Source organism: Rhodoferax sp. P2_H8_2, from assembly GCF_056403235.1.
Genome location: NZ_JBFUFW010000009.1, coordinates 148,171 through 166,933, shown reverse-complemented (window position 1 = coordinate 166,933; position 18,763 = coordinate 148,171). Strand labels below are relative to the sequence as shown.

At 59.5% G+C, this 18,763-nt stretch carries 19 protein-coding genes; 4 read left to right on the top strand and 15 right to left on the bottom strand.

Going from position 1 to position 18,763, the window contains the following annotated elements:
- Positions 1-4: 4 nt before the first annotated feature.
- The 7 genes from phoR to pstS all read right to left on the bottom strand — a co-directional run bounded on the left by phoR (position 5) and on the right by pstS (position 6,590).
- A complete protein-coding gene (gene phoR / locus AC1DV6_RS15750) occupies positions 5-1,348 on the bottom strand; it encodes a phosphate regulon sensor histidine kinase PhoR (protein WP_477979027.1) in 1,344 nt (447 codons plus the stop codon).
- A gap of 16 nt (positions 1,349-1,364) precedes the next feature.
- Positions 1,365-2,087, bottom strand: a complete 723-nt coding sequence (phoB, locus tag AC1DV6_RS15745) for a phosphate regulon transcriptional regulator PhoB (protein ID WP_477979025.1) — start codon at positions 2,085-2,087, stop codon at positions 1,365-1,367.
- A complete protein-coding gene (phoU, locus tag AC1DV6_RS15740) occupies positions 2,084-2,785 on the bottom strand; it encodes a phosphate signaling complex protein PhoU (protein ID WP_477979023.1) in 702 nt (233 codons plus the stop codon). The genes phoB and phoU overlap by 4 nt, the downstream gene beginning before the upstream one ends.
- Before the next feature lie 16 nt (positions 2,786-2,801).
- Positions 2,802-3,581 carry a phosphate ABC transporter ATP-binding protein PstB gene (gene pstB, locus AC1DV6_RS15735; protein ID WP_477979021.1) on the bottom strand — a complete coding sequence of 260 codons (780 nt, stop codon included), beginning with the start codon at positions 3,579-3,581 and terminating at the stop codon, positions 2,802-2,804.
- A 31-nt stretch (positions 3,582-3,612) separates the two neighbouring features.
- Entirely contained in the window at positions 3,613-4,476 is an 864-nt protein-coding gene (gene pstA / locus AC1DV6_RS15730; protein WP_477979019.1) for a phosphate ABC transporter permease PstA, read from the bottom strand.
- The gene (gene pstC / locus AC1DV6_RS15725) at positions 4,473-5,438 is read right to left on the bottom strand and encodes a phosphate ABC transporter permease subunit PstC (RefSeq protein ID WP_477979076.1); all 966 of its coding nucleotides are present in this window, start codon (positions 5,436-5,438) and stop codon (positions 4,473-4,475) included. Before pstC ends, pstA begins: the two co-directional genes overlap by 4 nt.
- 108 nt (positions 5,439-5,546) lie before the next feature.
- A complete protein-coding gene (gene pstS, locus AC1DV6_RS15720; RefSeq protein ID WP_477979017.1) occupies positions 5,547-6,590 on the bottom strand; it encodes a phosphate ABC transporter substrate-binding protein PstS in 1,044 nt (347 codons plus the stop codon).
- A 186-nt stretch (positions 6,591-6,776) separates the two neighbouring features.
- On the opposite strand from pstS, the gene AC1DV6_RS15715 reads away from it, so the two are divergent.
- The 3 genes from AC1DV6_RS15715 to AC1DV6_RS15705 all read left to right on the top strand — a co-directional run bounded on the left by AC1DV6_RS15715 (position 6,777) and on the right by AC1DV6_RS15705 (position 10,123).
- Positions 6,777-7,289 (top strand): fasciclin domain-containing protein, encoded by a 513-nt coding sequence (locus tag AC1DV6_RS15715; RefSeq protein WP_477979015.1) that lies wholly within the window; start codon positions 6,777-6,779, stop codon positions 7,287-7,289.
- A gap of 125 nt (positions 7,290-7,414) precedes the next feature.
- Positions 7,415-8,554 (top strand): ABC transporter substrate-binding protein, encoded by a 1,140-nt coding sequence (locus AC1DV6_RS15710; protein WP_477979013.1) that lies wholly within the window; start codon positions 7,415-7,417, stop codon positions 8,552-8,554.
- A 69-nt stretch (positions 8,555-8,623) separates the two neighbouring features.
- On the top strand, positions 8,624-10,123 hold the full coding sequence (locus tag AC1DV6_RS15705) for a Ppx/GppA phosphatase family protein (protein WP_477979011.1): 1,500 nt from the start codon (positions 8,624-8,626) through the stop codon (positions 10,121-10,123).
- A 225-nt stretch (positions 10,124-10,348) separates the two neighbouring features.
- Here AC1DV6_RS15705 and AC1DV6_RS15700 read toward each other — a convergent pair whose 3' ends face one another.
- A complete protein-coding gene (locus AC1DV6_RS15700) occupies positions 10,349-11,386 on the bottom strand; it encodes a M14 family zinc carboxypeptidase (RefSeq protein WP_477979009.1) in 1,038 nt (345 codons plus the stop codon).
- A 56-nt stretch (positions 11,387-11,442) separates the two neighbouring features.
- Between AC1DV6_RS15700 and AC1DV6_RS15695 the strand changes: the two genes are divergently transcribed.
- Positions 11,443-11,586, top strand: a complete 144-nt coding sequence (locus tag AC1DV6_RS15695; RefSeq protein ID WP_477979007.1) for a hypothetical protein — start codon at positions 11,443-11,445, stop codon at positions 11,584-11,586.
- A gap of 133 nt (positions 11,587-11,719) precedes the next feature.
- Here the strand turns inward: AC1DV6_RS15695 and AC1DV6_RS15690 are convergent, their stop codons facing one another.
- The 7 genes from AC1DV6_RS15690 to AC1DV6_RS15660 all read right to left on the bottom strand — a co-directional run bounded on the left by AC1DV6_RS15690 (position 11,720) and on the right by AC1DV6_RS15660 (position 18,657).
- Positions 11,720-12,181, bottom strand: coding sequence for a SixA phosphatase family protein (locus AC1DV6_RS15690; RefSeq protein ID WP_477979005.1), 462 nt, complete (start codon positions 12,179-12,181; stop codon positions 11,720-11,722).
- A 4-nt stretch (positions 12,182-12,185) separates the two neighbouring features.
- On the bottom strand, positions 12,186-14,294 hold the full coding sequence (ppk1, locus tag AC1DV6_RS15685) for a polyphosphate kinase 1 (protein ID WP_477979003.1): 2,109 nt from the start codon (positions 14,292-14,294) through the stop codon (positions 12,186-12,188).
- A gap of 40 nt (positions 14,295-14,334) precedes the next feature.
- The gene (locus AC1DV6_RS15680) at positions 14,335-15,417 is read right to left on the bottom strand and encodes a glycosyltransferase family 4 protein (protein WP_477979001.1); all 1,083 of its coding nucleotides are present in this window, start codon (positions 15,415-15,417) and stop codon (positions 14,335-14,337) included.
- Positions 15,414-16,253 carry a UDP-2,3-diacylglucosamine diphosphatase gene (locus AC1DV6_RS15675; protein WP_477979074.1) on the bottom strand — a complete coding sequence of 280 codons (840 nt, stop codon included), beginning with the start codon at positions 16,251-16,253 and terminating at the stop codon, positions 15,414-15,416. The genes AC1DV6_RS15680 and AC1DV6_RS15675 overlap by 4 nt, the downstream gene beginning before the upstream one ends.
- Positions 16,254-16,294: 41 nt before the next feature.
- The gene (locus tag AC1DV6_RS15670) at positions 16,295-17,119 is read right to left on the bottom strand and encodes a GNAT family N-acetyltransferase (RefSeq protein ID WP_477978999.1); all 825 of its coding nucleotides are present in this window, start codon (positions 17,117-17,119) and stop codon (positions 16,295-16,297) included.
- A gap of 75 nt (positions 17,120-17,194) precedes the next feature.
- Positions 17,195-17,398 carry a hypothetical protein gene (locus AC1DV6_RS15665; RefSeq protein WP_477978997.1) on the bottom strand — a complete coding sequence of 68 codons (204 nt, stop codon included), beginning with the start codon at positions 17,396-17,398 and terminating at the stop codon, positions 17,195-17,197.
- 158 nt (positions 17,399-17,556) lie between these two features.
- Positions 17,557-18,657: a porin gene (locus tag AC1DV6_RS15660; RefSeq protein ID WP_477978995.1), complete on the bottom strand. Its 1,101-nt coding sequence runs from the start codon at positions 18,655-18,657 to the stop codon at positions 17,557-17,559.
- Positions 18,658-18,763: the final 106 nt, after the last annotated feature.

The window sequence follows — 18,763 nt, the reverse complement described above, 5'->3', positions numbered from 1 at the left end:
ACTTTTAGGCCGCCAACGCCAGCGAAACTGCGTGGCGCAACCGGGATGCCGGGAAGTGCAATGAAAAGGTAGACCCTTTTCCTGGGGTGCTTTCAATCTGCAGCTCGGCCCCATGGCGCTGCGCCACATGCTTGACGATCGCGAGGCCCAGGCCTGTTCCCCCGGTGTCGCGCGACCGGCTGCGGTCGATGCGATAGAAGCGTTCGGTCAAACGCGGCAAATGTTCCGGTGCAATGCCGGGACCCGTATCCTTCACGGCAAAGACCAGTGTTCCATCGGGCTGCTCGGTCCACGATATATCCACTTCTTTGTCCGCCGGCGTATAGCGAATCGCATTGGTGATCAGGTTGGACAACGCGCTGTGCAGTTCGGCGCTGGAACCCGCTATCTCCCAGCCCGCAAGACTCTCAAAGTGCAAACCCTGCTCGCGCCCCCACACCATTCGGGACAGCTCCAACGCATCGGCCTGGCACGGAGCCATCAGGCTTTCAATAGAAACCCACTCATGCGTTGAAGGCAAGGGACTGCCCTCCAGCCGCGACAACATCAACAAATCGTTGACCAGCGTCTGCATGCGCTGCGCCTGTTGCGCCATCAGCGACAGGTAGCGCTGGCGGTCGTTTTCATCGAGTGCAAGGGACTGCAGCGTTTCCACAAAGCCGGACAACACCGTCAGCGGCGTGCGGATTTCATGAGAGACATTGGCAACGAAATCGCGGCGCATGGCCTCTGCTTGTTCGACCGAGGTGATATCGCGCGACAGCAGCAGATTGCGGCCACCACCGTAGGGATGCAGATGTACGGACAATTTCACAGGCTTGGAGATCGAATGGTCTCGCCCAGGCATCACAACATCGGTATGGAAATCCCCCGTCGCGACGTAGGCCGCAAACTCCGGGTCGCGCACCAGATTGCCGAAGTGCTGCAGCAAGTCCCGCTTGGCATCAAAGCCGAAATGGTCGGCCGCAGTCTGGTTGAACCATTCGATGCGTCCACTGGCGTCCAGCAACACAACGCCATTGGGGGACGCCTGCAAGGCCGCCAGGAAATCCTGCAGACGGCCTTCGCTGGCGACGATTTCCTTGTCCCGTGCACGGACCAGCTTGCGCACGCGGTCAAACACTTCTCCCCACAGCCCGCTGCCCAATGGAATGCTGGAAGTATCTCCACTGCGCAGCCAGCGCAGCAGACGCATGCCACGCAGCACATCCAGGATGAGCCACAGCAGTCCCCCGAAGACCAGCGCAAGAGCGATCTCCAGAGTTTTGAATTCCGGATTACCGAATTTCCATACGGCGGCGGCCGGAATCAGCTGACACAGCAAAAAGGAGACGAAACGCCACAGCATGCCGTATTGTGGCGAATTAGGCGCTGGTCTTTTCCGGAGCTACCGAAACAGCGGGTTTGGCGGTCAGCCGATAGCCCGCACCGCGCACGGTTTCCACCATCGGGCCAGCCAGCAAGAGTGCTTCGCGCAAGCGTTTGATATGAACGTCCACCGTACGCTCTTCGATGTAGACGTGGTCGCCCCACACCTTGTCCAGCAACTGGGCACGGCTGTGCACACGCTCTGCATGGGTCATCAGGAAAGACAGCAACTTGAACTCGGTTGGGCCCAGCTTCAAGGATTGCTCTTCAAACACCACGCGGTGTGTTGCCGGGTCCAGCGATAAACCCGCAATGGTCACCGTATCGCCCACCTGCTCAGGCGTACGGCGCCGCAGCACTGCGCGCACCCGGGCCAGCAATTCCTTGGTGGAGAAAGGCTTGGAAATATAGTCATCCGCACCCGCATCCAGCCCGGCAACGCGGTCCGCTTCATCGCCGCGGGCCGTCAACATGATGATGGGAATATCCTTGGTGCGCGCATCGGCGCGCCAGCGCTTGGCCAACGTCAAGCCGCTCTCACCGGGCAACATCCAGTCCAGCAAGATTAGATCGGGCACCGTCGCATCCAGCTCGCGCTGTGCACTGGCGCTGTCCATCGCCCAGGTGGGCCGAAAACCGTTGTGCCGCAGATTGACAGCGATCAGCTCGGCGATCGCCGGCTCATCTTCCACAATCAGAACGGCGGGCATGCTTTTCATTGAACCACCGATTCGATTTTCTCCATGCTGGAGTGGCGAATGTCTTCGCCCTTGACCACATAGATGATGAACTCGGCGATGTTCTTGGCATGGTCGCCAATGCGCTCAATCGCCTTGGCCAGGAACAGCAGATCCAGACTTGGCGAAATCATGCGTGGGTCTTCCATCATGTAGGTGATCAGCTTGCGCACAAAGCCGTCGAACTCTGCATCGATCAGGTCATCCTCTTTCAGGATGGACACTGCGGCGTTGACATCGAGACGCGCAAACGCGTCCAGCGCCTTGTTCAGCAAGCCGGAGGCGAGATCGGCAGCCACGCGCAGCTCCAGTGAAGGCAAGGAGCGCGGAGCACCACTCTGGATGATGGAACGCACCATGCGGGCAATTTTTTCGGCCTCGTCGCCCACGCGCTCCAGATTCGCGGTGGTCTTGGAGATTGCGATTAACAGACGCAGATCGCGCGCTGTGGGTTGGCGGCGGGCGATGATGCTGGAAAGGTTGCGGTCAATCTCCACTTCCATGGCATTGACTTGCGCTTCGCGCTGGGTGACTTCGTTGGCCACTTCCACGCTGAACTGGGACAGCGCGTAAATCGCCTGGCGAATCTGGGATTCAACCAGACCGCCCAGCTCCATCACCTGGGTGGAGACGGATGTCAGTTCGCTGTCGAATTGGGTAGAGAGATGTTTATCGGGCATAGGTCCTCCTGATCGGTCAGCCGAAGCGTCCGGTGATGTAGTCTTCCGTTTCTTTACGGGTCGGCTTGAAGAACAGTTGCTCGGTCGGGCCAAATTCGACCAGATCACCGAGGTACATATAGGCGGTGTTGTCGCTGCAACGGGCGGCCTGTTGCATGTTGTGCGTCACGATAACCACGGTGTAGTCGCTCTTCAATTCCACGATCAGCTCTTCCACCTTGGCCGTGGAGATCGGGTCCAGCGCCGAGCAGGGCTCGTCCAGCAGCAGCACTTCGGGTTTGATCGCAATACCACGCGCAATGCATAAACGTTGTTGTTGACCACCCGACAGGCTGGAGCCGCTTTGGTGCAATTTGTCTTTGACCTCGCCCCACAGCGCCGATTTGCGCAATGCCCACTCTACGCGCTCTTCCATGTCGGTCGCATTGAGCGATTCAAACAACTTCACGCCGAAGGCAATGTTGTCGTAGATGGACATCGGGAACGGCGTGGGTTTCTGGAACACCATGCCGACCTTGGCGCGCAACAGTGCGACGTCTTCCTTGCTGGTCAGCAGGTTCTCGCCGTCCAGCATCACTTGCCCTTCAGCACGCTGTTCCGGATACAGCTCGAACATGCGGTTGAAAACGCGCAAAAGCGTGGACTTGCCGCAACCAGAGGGGCCAATGAACGCGGTAACGCGGTTCTCCGGGATCTCCAGGTTGATGTTTTTCAGCGCATGGAACTTGCCGTAATAGAAGTTCAGGTCCTTGACCGCAATCTTGGTCTTCGGTGGGGCGTTGGGTGATGTATTCATGGTGTTCAAGTGTCTTGAAAGTAAGACCTGCTTAGGCCTTGGGACGCGTCATGAAACGCGCAACGATATTCAGTGCCAGCACCGTCATGGTGATCAGGAAGACTCCCGCCCACGCCAGCTTTTGCCAGTTCTCATAGGGGCTCATCGCAAACTTGAAGATCGTGACCGGCAAGCTGGCCATGGGCTCGCTCAACGAGGAAGTCCAGAACTGGTTGCTCAGTGCCGTAAACAACAGCGGTGCAGTTTCTCCGGCGATACGGGCCACAGCCAGCAGCACACCGGTAATGACACCCGCACGCGCCGCTTTCAGTGTGATGCTCAAAATCACTTTCCACTTGGGAGCACCCAGGGCGTAAGCCGCTTCGCGCAAGCCAGAGGGAACCAGTTGCAGCATGTTCTCTGTGGTGCGAATGACCACCGGAATCACGATCAGCGACAAGGCCAGAATGCCCGCATAGCCAGAGAAAGACTTGAAGCGCGACACGACGACCGAGTACACGAACAAGCCAATCACGATGCTGGGTGCCGACAAGAGGATGTCATTCACAAAGCGTGTCAGTGAAGCCAGCCAGCTCTTGGTGTCGAATTCGGCAAGATAAATGCCCGCCATCACGCCAATCGGTGTGCCTACACAGGTTGCCAGCGCCACCATCAGGAAGGAGCCGTAAATCGCATTGGCCAGACCACCCTCTTCATTGGGTGGCGGCGTCATTTGCGTCAGCGTGGCAACGGTCAGACCGTCAATGCCCAGACGAATCGTTTCCCACAAAATCCAGAACAACCAGAACAGGCCAAAGGCCATCGCCGCCAAAGCCAGACCAGTGGCAATCTTGTTGACACGGTTGCGGCGTGCGAATTTGGCAGCCCGTGTTTGCTGCATGGTGAGCGCGCTCATGTTTTTGCCCCTTCGCTTTTGCGCAGTTGTGACAGCAGGAGTTTGGACAAGGACAGAATCACGAAGGTGATGAAGAACAGCACCAGCCCCAGGTACATCAACGAGGCTTGGTGCAGGCCCTCGCCCGCTTCAGCAAACTCGTTGGCCAAGGCCGAAGTAATGCTGTTGGCCGCCTGGAAGAGGCTCAAAGAATCAAGCTGGTTGAAGTTGCCGATCACAAAAGTCACGGCCATGGTCTCGCCAATGGCGCGACCCAGGCCCAGCATGATGCCGCCAACGACACCCGTCTTGGTATACGGCAAGACGACTTTGGACACCACTTCCCATGTCGTCGCGCCCAAGCCGTAGGCGGACTCTTTCAACAGCGGAGGTGTCACTTCAAACACATCACGCATCACTGCCGAGATAAACGGAATGATCATGATCGCCAGGATGATGCCGGCCGACAGAATGCCGATGCCCACCGGGGGCCCGGAAACGAAGGCACCGAGATACGGAACGCCGGTAAACGCGGCCTGCAAGGGCTGCTGAACATAGGTAGCCAGCACCGGACCAAACACCAGCAGACCCCACATGCCGTAAACAATGGACGGCACAGCTGCCAGCAGTTCAATCGCAGTCCCCAGTGGACGCTTGAGCCAGGCGGGCGACAACTCCGTCAGGAACAGTGCGATACCGAAGCTGACCGGAACAGCGATCAATAGCGCGATCAGTGAAGTGGCAATCGTGCCGTAGACCATCACCAGGCCGCCGAACTCTTCCTTGACAGGGTCCCAGGCGGTACTTGTCAGGAAAGAGAAGCCGTATTTGCTGATGGCAGGCCAAGCGCTGATGGTCAGCGAGGTCAGGATGGCCAGCAGCAGACCTAGCGTCACCAGCGCCGCACACTTGGCAACGAGGCCAAACAATCGGTCGGCCCAAGGGCCGGACTTGGCCCTTTTTACAGGAGGAGTGGGATGCATGGCGCGTGCGGGTTGGTTGACAAAACTGCCCGGGGAGGCACTCTCATGCACGAGTGTAGAGGACATGGGAGGACGCTCCTTCAGGCAATTATCAGTTTCAGGGGCACTTTATTTGTAAGCAATGGCCTTGCCAGCGGGATCCTTGATCTCGCCCCAGGATTTCTGGATCGCAGTCACCACCGCCGCAGGCATAGGGACGTAATCCAGATCGGAAGCCACCTTGCCGCCATTGACATACGCCCAATTGAAGAACTTCAGGGCTTCGGCTGCGTTGGCGGGCTTGTCCTGCTTCAGATGCATCAGGATGAAGGTCGCGCCAGAGATGGGCCATGCATCCTTGCCAGACTGGTTCGTCAGGATTTGGTAGAACGACTTGCTCCAGTCAGCGCCAGCGGCTGCGGCCTTGAAGGTCTCGTCATCAGGCTTCACGAAATTACCCGCCGCGTTTTGCATCTGGGCGTAGGTCATCTTGTTTTGCTTGACGTAGGCGTATTCCACATATCCAATCGAGTTGGGCAGGCGACCCACGAAAGCGGCCACGCCTTCATTGCCCTTGCCACCCGCGCCCACAGGCCAGTTCACCGCTGTGCCCTCGCCCACTTTGGACTTCCACTCGGCGTTGACCTTGCTCAGGTAGTTCGTGAAGATGAAGCTGGTGCCGGAACCGTCTGCGCGGCGCACTTGTGCGATGGCGGCGTCAGGCAAAGGCAGTGTGGGGTTCAGCGCCTTGATCGCCGGGTCATTCCAGCGGGCAACCTTGCCCAGGTAGATGTCACCCAGCACTTGGCCTGTCAACTTCAGCTGGCCGGATTCAATGCCCTTGACGTTGATCACGGGCACCACGCCACCGATCACGGTAGGAAACTGGGTTTGGCCTTTCTTGGCCAGATCTTCGTCTTTCAGGGGCATGTCGGATGCGCCGAAATCCACGGTCTTGGAATCGATCTGCTTGATGCCGCCGCCGGAGCCGATGGACTGGTAGTTCACCTTGACGCCAGTGGCCTTGTTGTAGTCAGACGCCCACTTGGCGTAAATCGGGGCAGGGAACGAAGCGCCCGCACCGGTGATTTCCTGGGCGCCAGCGGCGCCGGCGAAGCCGACCAAGGCCGCAACGGCTAGGGACATGAATGTTTGCTTGGAGGAGATTTGCATGGGAACCCTCGTGATGAAAAATATTAAGGAACGAGCGAACTTTAAGAAGGCTTCGTGACAATCATGTGACAAACCAGCCAAATTCACCAATTTTTGGAAATTTCACTGTCACATCGGGTTCGCCAATACGTCACATCTTTGTCATACAAGACCGATACGCTGCGGCTTTTCATCCAGGAGAGCACCATGCGCCACACATCCTTCGCCCCAGTCCAAAACCTCGTTCGCCTCCCCATTTTGGTGGCCGCACTGGCCGCCACGCTGGCTGGCTGCGCCTCCGTACCGACCCCGGTTCCAGTGGCTGACACGATCGCCGCCAACCCATCCCTGAGCACGCTCAACGGCCTGGTCGTCCAGGCGGGCCTGTCCGACACGCTGCGGGGCGCCGGACCGTTCACCGTGTTTGCCCCCAGCAATGAAGCGTTTAAGGCCGTTCCCGCCAAGACGCTGGAAACCCTGGGTAAAGACCCCGTGGCCCTGAAAGCCGTGCTGACCTACCACGTGCTGCCGGTCAAGACATTGGCCGCTGACGTCAAGAACGGCAAGGCCAAAACCGTGAATGGCGCAGAGCTGGAATTGTCCAAAGCGGGTGACTTTGTGACCGTCGAGAACGGACTAGTCAGCCAGGCCGACATCGCTGCCAGCAACGGCGTTGTGCACGTCATCGACACCGTGCTGCTGCCACCTGCCAAGAAATAAGCGGCTATAGCAGGGTGCTCTCACCCTGCTCTTTCACCCTCAAAAAGGCCTCTTACGACCGTAGAACGCGCGTAAGCAGCTCACTTTTTCATAGCATCCATTGGGTGCCTTTTCAAAAATAATCCATGTCGTTGAACCTCGCCTTGCGCCGCCGTGCCGTTTTGCTGGGAGCAGCCAGCCTCGGGCTGAGCCACCTCAGCCCCGCCTGGGCACAGCCCCAGCGTACGGGCGGCAAAACCCCCACGCTGGTCCAGATCGCCGATACATCGGCCGGCCAGATCGACGTCACCAAAGACTTTGTGACGGGGACACGGGCTGCATGGCAAGACATCAACGCCAAGGGCGGACTGCGCGGGCGGCCCGTAGCACTGCAGACGCTGGAGGTGGATGGCTCGACCGCAAGCTTGCGCACCGCGATTGAGACCATCCGCGCGCAACCCGGTGTGGTCGGCTTGCTGGGCACCGTGGGCGACCACGCCGCCCGCCAGATCGCCGACCTGCTGCGCCGCGAGTTGCCGGACATTGCCCACATCGCCCCCTGGCTGCAGGACTCCCGGCAGCCCGGCATGGACAACACCTTCTCCATCTTCGCGTCACGGCAGGAGCAAATTGCGCATGCGATCAAATCGCTGTCGGTCGTGGGTATTGCCGATCTGGGTGTCGTCTATGCCACTCCCGCCGAATACGCAAGCTACCGCGACGAAGTCGATCAGGCCGCATTGGCACTGAAGCTGCGGCTGCGCAGCTATGGGCCAGTCGCCGATCTGGAGCAGCTGGGCCGCACGCTGACGCCCGAGAGCCCACGCATTCTGATTTTTATGGGTGGAACGCCAGAACTTCTGCAGTTCTCGCAAGGCATTGGCAAGCAGGCGGCACAGCGCTACATCGTCGCCATGGCCGATGTGAACCTGCAAGTCCTCAGCCAGTTGGGCCTGTCACGCAATTCCGCGGTCATTGCCACGCAGGTTGTGCCCTTGGTCAACTCTGCTTTGCCATCTGTCCGAGCCTACCGTGACACACTGGGGCGCCTGTACGACGAGCCCCCCACTCCCCAAAGCCTGGCGGGCTATCTCGCCGGTCGCTACAGCTACGAGGTGTTGTCAGGCATCGATGGCGGTTTGTCGCGACAAAGCGTGCTCCAGGCCTTTCAAAAGCGCGGCGCAGTGGACATCGGCGGCTTTCGCGCCGATCCGCAGTTGCGCCAGCGCGGCGCCGCCTACGTCACCCAAAGCATGATCTCTGCCGACGGCCGTGTGGTGGGCTAGGGCACATAAACACTGCTAGCCGAATGCTATGCTCGCCTGCGTCCTGTCCAACCTCAGCACAAGAATTACATGCCTATCGGAGATCGCCTCGCCGCCGTGGATCTGGGATCCAACAGCTTTCGTCTGGAAATCGGCCGGATTGAGTATGGCGAATTCATCCGCACAGAATATTTGAAGGAAACCGTCCGCCAGGGAGGCGGGCTGGATGAGGAACGCAACCTCACCCCCGCAGCCATGCAGGCAGGCTGGGACTGCCTGGCCCGCTTCGGCGAGCGATTGGCCGGCTTCCAACCCCGCGAAGTACGTGCGGTCGCCACACAGACACTGCGCGAAGCCCGCAACCGCGATGTTTTCCTGACCCGTGCCAATGCGGTGCTCGGGTTTCCGATTGATGTGATTTCAGGCCGCGAAGAGGCCCGCCTGATTTACCAAGGCGTGGCGCAAATGCTGCCCGCCTCTGACGAGCGTCGCCTGGTGATTGACATCGGTGGCCGCTCCACCGAGATGATCCTGGGCCAGGGCGCGATTCCGAAGGTGATGGAATCGTTCCGCGTCGGCAGCATCGCCTGGTCCAAGCGCTATTTCCCGGATGGCCAGTTCACCAAACGCGCCTTTGAAGCAGCCGAGATCGCCGCCACCGCAGTGATGGACGAAGCCTTCGACGTCTACAGCCCCGAGCATTGGGACATGGCCTATGGCTCTGCAGGCACCGTCAGCGCCATCGGTGATGTACTGGTCGCAGCCGGTTGGCCGGCCAACAGCATCACCCAGGAGGGCCTGGACTGGTTGATGGACAAACTGATTGCCGCGCAGAGCGTGGACCGCTTGCGCCTCGGTGGCATGCGCGAAGACCGCAAGGTCATCATTGGAGGCGGCGTCAGCGTGATGCGCGCCGTCTTCAAGTTGCTGCAAATCACGACCATGGAAAAAGCCGCAGGTGGCCTGCGCCACGGCCTGATCTGCGATCTGATGGGCCGCACCGACAGCGCGGGCGATCTGCGCGTCAACAGCGTCAAGCGCCTCGCCAGCAAGTTCTCCGTCGATGCCGTGCACGGCGCGCGTGTGGGCAAAGTGGCCGTTGCCTTGTTTCAGCAATGCGCCACCAACACCCTGCCCGATGAAGACCGCTATGTTCGCAAGCTCGCCTGGGCCGCGCAACTGCACGAAATCGGCAGCCATATCTCCCACAGCGATTACCACAAGCACGGCGCCTACATCCTGGACAACGCCGACGCCGCGGGCTTCTCTATCCCCGAAATGCACCGACTCAGTTTGCTGGTGTTAGGGCAAAGGGGCAAGCTTCGCAAAGTGGAGACGGCGATGCTGGAAGACAGCGGCCTGTTGCTGCAAGTACTGGCACTGCGGTTGGCCATCATCCTCTGCCATGCGCGCCGCGATCCGGACATGACAGGGGTCTCTCTTGAGGCCTCTGCACAAAGTGGCAAGCAGTTTCAACTGACGTGCCGCGACGGCTGGGCCACCCGCTACCCGCAGTCTGCACATCTGCTGCGTGAGGAAGCGGTTGCTTGGGAAAAGACGCCCTGGAAGCTTTCGCTCAACGGCGTCTGAGTTCCAATTCAGCCTCATGGTGTGCCTAAGGCCACACAAAATCGGCTCCCAGACATTCCCCACCCCGACGAGAAGTAGCGTTGTTGGTTGCGGACAGACGCACGCTGCAAGATCGCTGCGTGAGGGGGTATGCGTGGGGCCGATTTGTGTGGCCTTAGGCACACCATGAGGCACCGCGCATACCTCCTTGCGCAGCGCCCCAGAAAGGTAGTTTGGCCCCAAAGCTCAGTACCACTCCTGCAAAGCCTGCCCATGGTGCCAAGCCTTCTTCCCCGCGTCAGGCATCCACAAATGCTGACCACAAGCCGCGCGTGACAGGAAGTCCAAAAACAACTGGTGCTGCCGCACGACACGCTGCTGCCGGTGCTCGATCAGCGGATTAAAAATACCGTGGCGCGAAAACAGTTGGCGCGGATTCTTCTTGACCCATAACCACGAACCCATCTCCAGCGTCAGCGGCAGAAATACGCGCTCAGGTTCAGTCAACGCCTGCAGATACAAATGATCCCAAATATCTCCGTGCGCCAAATACTGCAGGCTCTGCGGCTCGACGATGTAACGGTGGTGTGGATGGGCTTCGGTGAATATGGTTTTGAGTGCATGCACTTGCGCCAAATGCGCCATGGGTTCTCGCGTGTGCGCAAACGGAAACCAGACACGGTCGCTGGTGCCAAAGCCGGAGTGGCAATCCAACGCCATGCTGACCGGATGGTTGAGCAACTCATGTCGCACCACTTCGCACAGAGCCTCGTTCTCCAGTTCCATGCTCTGCCCCTGTGCCCCGCGGTACCACGGCAGGCGTGCGCTCCAACGCTGGCCGCCCACCATGAAGGGTACTGGTTCCAAGGCATCTACCGGGGCGTTGCGCATCAGGTCCACGCCCTGCGGATTCGCTCGTGTTCCCAGCAGCATGCCGCCGGGATTGACGATGGGCATGAACACCATCCGCAGGGTCTCCAGTTGGCGGTGCAGGCTGCTATCCCACTGCAAACGCATCACCAGACTTTGCAGATAGGCGATAACCACTTCCGAGCCGATACGTTCCAGCCCATGCACACCACCAAAGTAGCCGACCGCAGGAACGTTGGGGTCTGGGTTGCCCAGCATCACCGCATGGATGGGGTAGCACACGCCATTGGGCAACACCACCTCCCGCACCACACGACTTTCCAGACGAGCACCACCGAGTTCCAGGATACGCATCAGCGCCGACAGCTCGGGTAGCTCGGAAAAAACCGCCGTGTGGTGTTTTTGCGAATTCATCAAACGGTCATACCCCACAGGTATCTTCAATCGTCAAAGCCAAACACGGAGCCACTATGCAACGCAAACCTGCTTCCATTCGATGGGTCATCGTGCCAGCCTGCCTGCTGTGGGGTGTGGTGGAAGTCGTTGCGTTGTTGCGTGCCCGAATCTGGTCGGCAACCGCCGGACGCCCTGTGTTCGTGACCAAACTACGGTGACCACAATGTTCAAGAAATACGTCTCTTTGCAGTACTGGCTGGATGCGCTGTTTGATGATGGCTGGTGCACGCTCGGTGTGCCAGACGGGTTTGACGCCGCAGATGCGCTGTTGATGGCAGACTGACCGAAGATTCAAAGCAGGTCAGGCGACTGGACGGTCACGACCAGCGTCTGCCCTTCTGTCTCGCGCTCGCGGTAGCGCAGCCACCACACCGCACCCTTCTTGACGCTGCATTCCTCGGCACCCAGCCCCAACAACTGGGAAATCGTTTGACCCAAGGTGGGCTGGTGCCCTACCACCAGCACGCAGCCCTTGCCATGGGGCCACTGCACCAGTTCCAGTAATTCTTGTGGTGTACCCAACGGGCCCAAAACCCCACAGGTCTTGAACTTGCGGTCCAGCGCTCTGGCGGTTTGCTCGGTGCGCACCGTCGGGCTGGCCAATACCTTCACACCCGCAGGCAGTTGCCGGTCCAGCCATTGCGCCATGCGATCCGCCTGCTTCTCGCCACGCGGTGTCAGGCTGCGCATGAAATCGTCGCCGACCAGCTCCAAATCAATGGCCTCGGCGTGCCGCCACAGAATTAAATCCATTGCCTCAATCTCCGCGCTGGCCCTGGGATGGACTGCTGTAGCGCGCCATCAGCGCAGCCTGTACGCCCATGGTCTTGCCATCGCCTGCGGGACGGCACAGCGTGTATTTGCCGTCTTGCCCCAGTTCCCATGCGTCCACGTTGTCATGCAGGTACGCCACCAAACATTCGTCCACAATGCGCTGCCGCTGCACAGGATCTGTCACCGGCCAGGCCAGCTCCACGCGGCGCACCATGTTGCGGTTCATCCAGTCGGCGCTGGAGAGGTACAGCGATTCCTCACCCGCCTCGCGGAAATAGAACACGCGGGAGTGCTCCAGAAACCGGCCAATCACCGAGCGCACGCGGATGTTGTCGGTATAGCCCGGCACCTGCGCCGGAAGCATGCAAGCGCCGCGCACGATCAGATCAATCTTGGCGCCCTGTGCGCCCGCCTTGATCAAGGCGTGGATCAGGTCTTCATCGGTCAGCGCATTCATCTTCAGAACAATGCGCGCGTCTTTGCCGGCTGCAGCCGTGCGCCCCACCGACTCGATGCGTGCGAGCAGGTTCTTGTGCAGATAAAACGGCGCCATCCACAGCTTGGAGAGACGCGGTAACTTGCTTTGGCTGGCCAGGTGAACGAACACATGCTCCATGTCGGTGGTCAGCGCGGTATCTGCAGTGATATGGCTGATGTCGGTGTACAGGCGCGCTGTGCGCGGGTTGTAGTTACCGGTAGACAAATGCCCATAACGCTTCAGCGATTTGCCTTCGCGACGTGTGACCAGCATCATCTTGGCATGGGTCTTGAGCCCCACCACGCCGTACACAACTTGCGCACCAATCGACTCCAGCATTTCGGCCCAGTTGATGTTGGCCTCTTCGTCGAAGCGTGCCTTGAGTTCCACCACCACGGTGACTTCCTTCCCGCGGCGCACGGCTTCGCGCAACAAGTCCATCAGCTCCGAATCTGCACCCGTGCGGTAAATGGTTTGCTTGATGGCCAGCACCTGCGGGTCATGCACCGCCGCGCGCAAGAAACTCAACACACCGTCAAAGCTTTCAAACGGCTGGTGGATCACCACATCGTGGTGTTGCAGCTGCTCAAAAATCGGCACCCCTGCGGCCAATTGCAGCGGATACACCGCCTTGTGCGGAGGGAAACACAGGTCCGGCCGATCGACCAGATCAATCAGTTGTGTGAGTCGCACCAGATTCACTGGACCCGGAACGCGAAACAGCGACTTCTGCGGCAAGTCAAATTGCTGGAGCAAAAAGTCGGCCAAAAAGTCGGAGCACCCAGCCGACACTTCCAGCCGAACCGCCTGACCGTAATGCCTGTGTACCAGGCCCTGGCGCAGCGCCGTGCGCAGGTTTTTGACGTCGTCTTCGTCCACTGCCAAATCCGAATGGCGCGTGACGCGGAACTGCGAAAACTGGCTTACGGTGCGCCCGACAAAAAGTTCTTGCAGATGCGCCCGGATGATGCTGGACAGCGACACAAGCAACACCTTGGAACCAGCCACCTTGGCAGGTATGCGGATCAGGCGCGGCAACACGCGCGGTACCTTGACGATAGCGATCTCGTTCTCGCGACCAAACGCGTCCTTGCCGCCCAGGCGCACAATGAAGTTCAGCGACTTGTTGGCCACCTGTGGGAACGGGTGCGAAGGGTCCAGACCGACCGGAATCAGCAACGGCTTGACTTCGCGGTCGAAATATTGCTTGGCCCAGGCGCGCTGTGCGGCGTTGCGGTCGCCGTGGGAGACTATGCGTATGCCTTGCTTCTCAAAAGCGGGCATCAGCTTTTCGTTATACAGAGCGTATTGGCTTGCCACCAGCGTGTGCAGCGATTCACTCAGGCGGTCAAACGTGGCGACCGAATAAGGGCCCTTGCGGTCATTGTTCTGGTGGGCCGTCAAATGCGGCTCGGCGCGCACCTCAAAGAACTCATCCAGGTTGCTGGAGACGATGCACAAAAAACGCAGCCTTTCCAGCAGCGGCGCGTCATCCCGGATAGCCCAGCTCAATACCCGTTCATTGAATGCCAGGATGCTGTGGTCGCGGTCCAGTAACTCTGGAGAGCCCGCGACAGACGGTGCCGCTTTGGGTTTACGAAGAAAAGGCAACATGCGGGGCAACCTGTCTGTGACAAAACAATGAAGAAATTATTTAACTCTTGGATGACAGTTCTGTGACAGTCACCTGCCGCGCCCAAGCCCGGTCATCCCCCGTTTTTGCCGTAGCGGGCACCAAATGGCTGATGAACAGACGGGAGGCATGCGCCCAACTGAAATCCAGCGCACGGGCCCTGGCTTCGTGCCGGGGTATCGCCAGCGCCTTGTACCAGGCAGCGGCCAGATCCTCACTCAGCACCCCACCCTTCGCAGGCGTACCCACCACCTCCAACGGCCCCTCCACAGGATACGCCGCCACCGGCGTACCGCAAGCCATCGCCTCCAGCATGACCAGGCCAAAGGTTTCGGATCGGCTTGGCATCACAAACACATCGGCCGCCGCATAGACCTTGGCCAGCTCGTCGCGTGGCAACAGCCCCAGCCAGCGCACCTGTGGGTATTGCGCCTTCAATGACTCTTCCAGCGGTCCAACCCCGCACACCACCTTGGTACCCGGCACATCCAGCTTCAGGAATGCGTCAATATTCTTCTCATAAGACACACGCCCGACAAACAGCGACACTGGACGGGCCAGTCGCCCCAACGCTTCAAAGCGCTGCGGTTGGTCTACATAGGTAAACAACTGCATGTCCACACCATGCGTCCAGGTGCGCAGATTGCGAAAGCCGCGTGCATCCAGCATGCGCTGCACGCTGGGCGTCGGCACCAGCACGCCACTGGAAGCGCTGTGAAAGTGGCGAAACAGCGCATAGCCCATCCACAAAGGCACCCTCAGCGCGGCCTTCAGGATTTCAGGGAAGCGGGTATGGAATGCGGTGGTGAACGCCAATTTGTGTTTTTTGCAATAGCTGCGCGCAGCCCAGCCGAGCGGGCCTTCGGTGGCCACATGAATCGCATCCGGTGCGGCTTCCTGCAGTATCTGCCGCAGCCGCTTGGCCGGGCGAACCGCAAGGTCAATACCGTCATAGCCCGGGCAAGGACGCGTCGTGAACAAACCGGGGTGGATCACCACCACGTTGTGCCCGAGTTGCTCCATCTCGCGCACCAGCTCCACCAGCGTGGTCACCACGCCATTGACTTGGGGCTGCCAGGCATCGGTAATCAAAGCGAGCTTCATACAGTTGCCTCCTGCCATTGGGTTGCCACAAGCTTCTGCGGACTGGCCTGCGCTGGCCCGTCGCTGCCGGGCCAGGTCACCAACTCCAGGCGGCCATCCATGTGCTCCACCAGCGCCGTGCGGCTCTCGACCCAGTCACCGTCGTTGCAATACAAGACACCGTCGATCTCCCGCATTTCTGCACGATGAATATGGCCACACACCACGCCATGGTGGCCGCGGCTGCGCGCTTCGTTGGCCACCGCGACTTCAAAATCGGTCACGTAGTTCAGCGCCATCTTCACCTTGTGCTTCAGGTACGCCGACAGCGACCAGTACGGCAGGCCCAAACGGCCGCGCAGATAGTTCAGATGGCGGTTGAGCTTCAGCGTGAACTCATAGGCGTTGTCGCCCAGGTAGGCCAGCCACTTGGCGCACTGGATCACGCCATCAAAGTAATCGCCATGCGTAACCCACAGGGTCCGACCATCCGCGGTGGTGTGCGTTGTGTCTTCGTGCACTTCAATGCCGCCAAACTGGTGCCCCACAAAGGCACGCGCAAATTCGTCGTGGTTGCCGGGAATGAAGGTCACTCGGCAACCCTTGCGCGCACGGCGCAGCAGCTTTTGCACCACGTCGTTGTGCGCCTGCGGCCAGTACCAGCGGCGACGCAACTGCCAGCCGTCCACGATGTCGCCCACCAAATAGAGGTAGTCGCTAGGGTGGTACTTCAAAAAATCCAATAGCGCGTCTGCCTGGCATCCGGCAGTTCCCAGATGGATGTCAGAAATGAACACCGCACGAAAGCGCTTGCCGCCACTGTCCTCGTCATGGTCGGTCTGGGCCCCACTGCCCATCACAGGGGAGTTAGCAGCCATGGCTTCGAAGGCGGCGCGCATCATGCCCCCAGAAAGTGCTTGCGGTAACGCGACGGCAGATCTGCAATCCGGATCAGCATCGGCAGGTCCGCTGAATTGAAATCCGGGTCCCAGGCCGGTGCGCCCAAAACCTTGGCACCCATACGCAAATAGCCTTTGATCAGCGCCGGTGGCTCTACATCCAGCGAGGAGTCGAGCTGCTCGATCGGCAGCGGCAGCCGTGGGCGCACGTGGTACTCAATGGGCGCCATGTGGTCGACCTGCACCTTGCGCCAGATACTGGCCGCCAGGTCCCCGCTGACCATGCCGTTGTGCAGCATCGGAATGCTGGCGCAACCAATCATCGTGTCGAGCTGGTTGCGTGTCATGAACTCACCCAACGCGCGCCACAGCGCCATGATCACAGCGCCATGTCGGTGGTCCGCATGCACACAACTGCGGCCCAGTTCCACCATACGCTCACGCATCGCGCGCAAACGGGTCAGATCAAACTCGGTATCGCTGTAGGTGCTACCGACCCGTTTGGCCTGCACCGGGGTCAGCACGCGGTAGGTGCCGATGACCTGGCCGGTCTCCTGCACCCGCACCAGCAGATGCTCGCAGTAGTTGTCAAAGAGATCCATATCGTGGCCGGCAATGGGCGTAGTCAGCCGCGCACCCATTTCGCCGGCGAATACGTCATAGCGCAACCGCTGTGCGGCCCGCACTTCGTCCTGGTGCCGCGCCCAGAACACCTCCATACCTTGCAGGGTGCCCGGCGCACTGACGGGCGCGACAGCCGGCGCATGGCGTGGCGTCAGATCATTGCCAGCAGACTCCAAAGAAATCATCTCTGCTTTCATCATGGTGCTCTCCTCATTCACGTTTGTCTTTGTTTCAATCAAAAAAAAGCCCCGGGGAAACGGGGCAAAAGAAAATGGCTAACTGCGTTGTGGCATCACCCACCATTGCCCAAACCGTTGAACCACCTCCACCGTACCCACGTGTCCCAGCGAAACCCGGCCGTGGCGCGGGTTGTTGTCGATGGGACTGAACTGCAGCCCCTGCGCCTGCAGGCCAGCCGCTCCCACCTTCTGGAGCAACTGCTGCACCTGCTCAAACAACTTTTTGTATTCCCGCTTCACACTGCACTCCTGCATTCGATTGACAGGAATTCTGAGTGGCGCGCGTGACCTGTTCATGGCAATGGCATGAAGATTTAGTGACAGCCCAAAAAGAAACACCCACGGTTTGAAGGCGGGTGTTTGCGGATTGCCGCTCACGCGGCATCAACCCTATGAACTTAGAACTTGAACTGGACACCCAGGTTGAACGCAGTCGGGTTCTTGCCAGCAGCCGGTGCAGGGAAATTGTCCGACTGGGTGTAGAAGCCCTTGGCGTTTTTGCTGTTGGTGATTTGCGAGTACGCGCCATACAGCGTGATGGACTTGTCCAGCAAGTAATCCACTTCCAGACCGGCCAGCGTCAGGTCATCGGCTGCGCCGCTGGCGGATTCGCTGGATGCGCCGTAGTTGCCCTTGAAGACAATCGGGCCCATCGCGTACGCGCCGGAGATCATCCAGTTGTTGGTCTTCTTGCCTGCGTTGTTGTCGATGGTGCTGAATGCCAGTCCAGCTTTCCAGTCGCCCATTTGCGCGCCCAGCGTCAGCTTGGTCGCCTGCAGTGCTTGGCCGGACGTGGTGGCTGTGGGCTTGATGTAGTTGTCTTGCGACTGGAAGGCCAGGCCGGCATTCCACATGCCATCGTTGTATTCCACAGAGCCGCCGGTCATCGGCTGGCTGTACGCGGGAACCGCACCGGCTGCAGCAGGAGCCACTTCATCGGGAGAGTACGCAAACTTGGCAACGAAATTGCTGAACTTGGGGCTGATGTACTCCACCAGGTTGGTCTTGCGGGTGTGTACTTGTCCGAACACGGCGGAGCCCACGGACTGGGATGTACCGCGGCCGTGAATGATCGTCTCCATCGCTTCGCCTTCACCCAGCATGATCTTGGTCGTGCCCTTCAGGTCCTTCAAGGGCATGTCATTGGTACCGATGATCAGCGTACCCATCGCATTGCTGCGCAGACCAATGAAGCTGTTGCGGTTGGCCAGCGTCTTGCTCTGCGATGTGTCATCAGGCGCAATACCGGTTTCAATCTGGAAAATGCCGGACAGATCACCGCTGACTTGGCGCTCGCCCTTGATACCGAAGTTGGATGAGAAGTTTTGCAGCGCGGTGCGGTTGGTCGTGCCATCGCTATTCGATTCCAGTGCCATTTCCAAGGTGCCATACAAGGTCACGCCAGGCACGGGAGTAGTGGTTTGCGCAAAGGATGCAACTGGCAGCAGAGCTGCGGCCATGGCCAGTGTGAGGGTGGTCTTGCGGAAGAGGGATGTCATTGCTGAAACTTTCGTGTTGGGTTACGCCGTTGCGTTGATCGCATTCGGACGACGCGAACTTTAGGTTTCGAATGTTTCAGTGTTTTGACACTTCAATGCGTGCAGT

What these genes read in the sequence shown, in the direction of transcription:
- AC1DV6_RS15660 (WP_477978995.1), bottom strand. Translation starts at nt 18,657, where the DNA reads ATGACATCCCTCTTCCGCAAGACCACCCTCACACTGGCCATGGCCGCA.
- pstS (WP_477979017.1), bottom strand. Translation starts at nt 6,590, where the DNA reads ATGCAAATCTCCTCCAAGCAAACATTCATGTCCCTAGCCGTTGCGGCC.
- AC1DV6_RS15695 (WP_477979007.1), top strand. Translation starts at nt 11,443, where the DNA reads ATGCAACGCAAACCTGCTTCCATTCGATGGGTCATCGTGCCAGCCTGC.
- phoU (WP_477979023.1), bottom strand. Translation starts at nt 2,785, where the DNA reads ATGCCCGATAAACATCTCTCTACCCAATTCGACAGCGAACTGACATCC.
- phoR (WP_477979027.1), bottom strand. Translation starts at nt 1,348, where the DNA reads ATGCTGTGGCGTTTCGTCTCCTTTTTGCTGTGTCAGCTGATTCCGGCC.
- pstA (WP_477979019.1), bottom strand. Translation starts at nt 4,476, where the DNA reads ATGAGCGCGCTCACCATGCAGCAAACACGGGCTGCCAAATTCGCACGC.
- AC1DV6_RS15700 (WP_477979009.1), bottom strand. Translation starts at nt 11,386, where the DNA reads ATGAATTCGCAAAAACACCACACGGCGGTTTTTTCCGAGCTACCCGAG.
- AC1DV6_RS15680 (WP_477979001.1), bottom strand. Translation starts at nt 15,417, where the DNA reads ATGAAGCTCGCTTTGATTACCGATGCCTGGCAGCCCCAAGTCAATGGC.
- pstB (WP_477979021.1), bottom strand. Translation starts at nt 3,581, where the DNA reads ATGAATACATCACCCAACGCCCCACCGAAGACCAAGATTGCGGTCAAG.
- ppk1 (WP_477979003.1), bottom strand. Translation starts at nt 14,294, where the DNA reads ATGTTGCCTTTTCTTCGTAAACCCAAAGCGGCACCGTCTGTCGCGGGC.
- pstC (WP_477979076.1), bottom strand. Translation starts at nt 5,438, where the DNA reads ATGCATCCCACTCCTCCTGTAAAAAGGGCCAAGTCCGGCCCTTGGGCC.
- AC1DV6_RS15670 (WP_477978999.1), bottom strand. Translation starts at nt 17,119, where the DNA reads ATGATGAAAGCAGAGATGATTTCTTTGGAGTCTGCTGGCAATGATCTG.
- phoB (WP_477979025.1), bottom strand. Translation starts at nt 2,087, where the DNA reads ATGAAAAGCATGCCCGCCGTTCTGATTGTGGAAGATGAGCCGGCGATC.
- AC1DV6_RS15675 (WP_477979074.1), bottom strand. Translation starts at nt 16,253, where the DNA reads ATGGGCAGTGGGGCCCAGACCGACCATGACGAGGACAGTGGCGGCAAG.
- AC1DV6_RS15705 (WP_477979011.1), top strand. Translation starts at nt 8,624, where the DNA reads ATGCCTATCGGAGATCGCCTCGCCGCCGTGGATCTGGGATCCAACAGC.
- AC1DV6_RS15690 (WP_477979005.1), bottom strand. Translation starts at nt 12,181, where the DNA reads ATGGATTTAATTCTGTGGCGGCACGCCGAGGCCATTGATTTGGAGCTG.
- AC1DV6_RS15710 (WP_477979013.1), top strand. Translation starts at nt 7,415, where the DNA reads ATGTCGTTGAACCTCGCCTTGCGCCGCCGTGCCGTTTTGCTGGGAGCA.
- AC1DV6_RS15715 (WP_477979015.1), top strand. Translation starts at nt 6,777, where the DNA reads ATGCGCCACACATCCTTCGCCCCAGTCCAAAACCTCGTTCGCCTCCCC.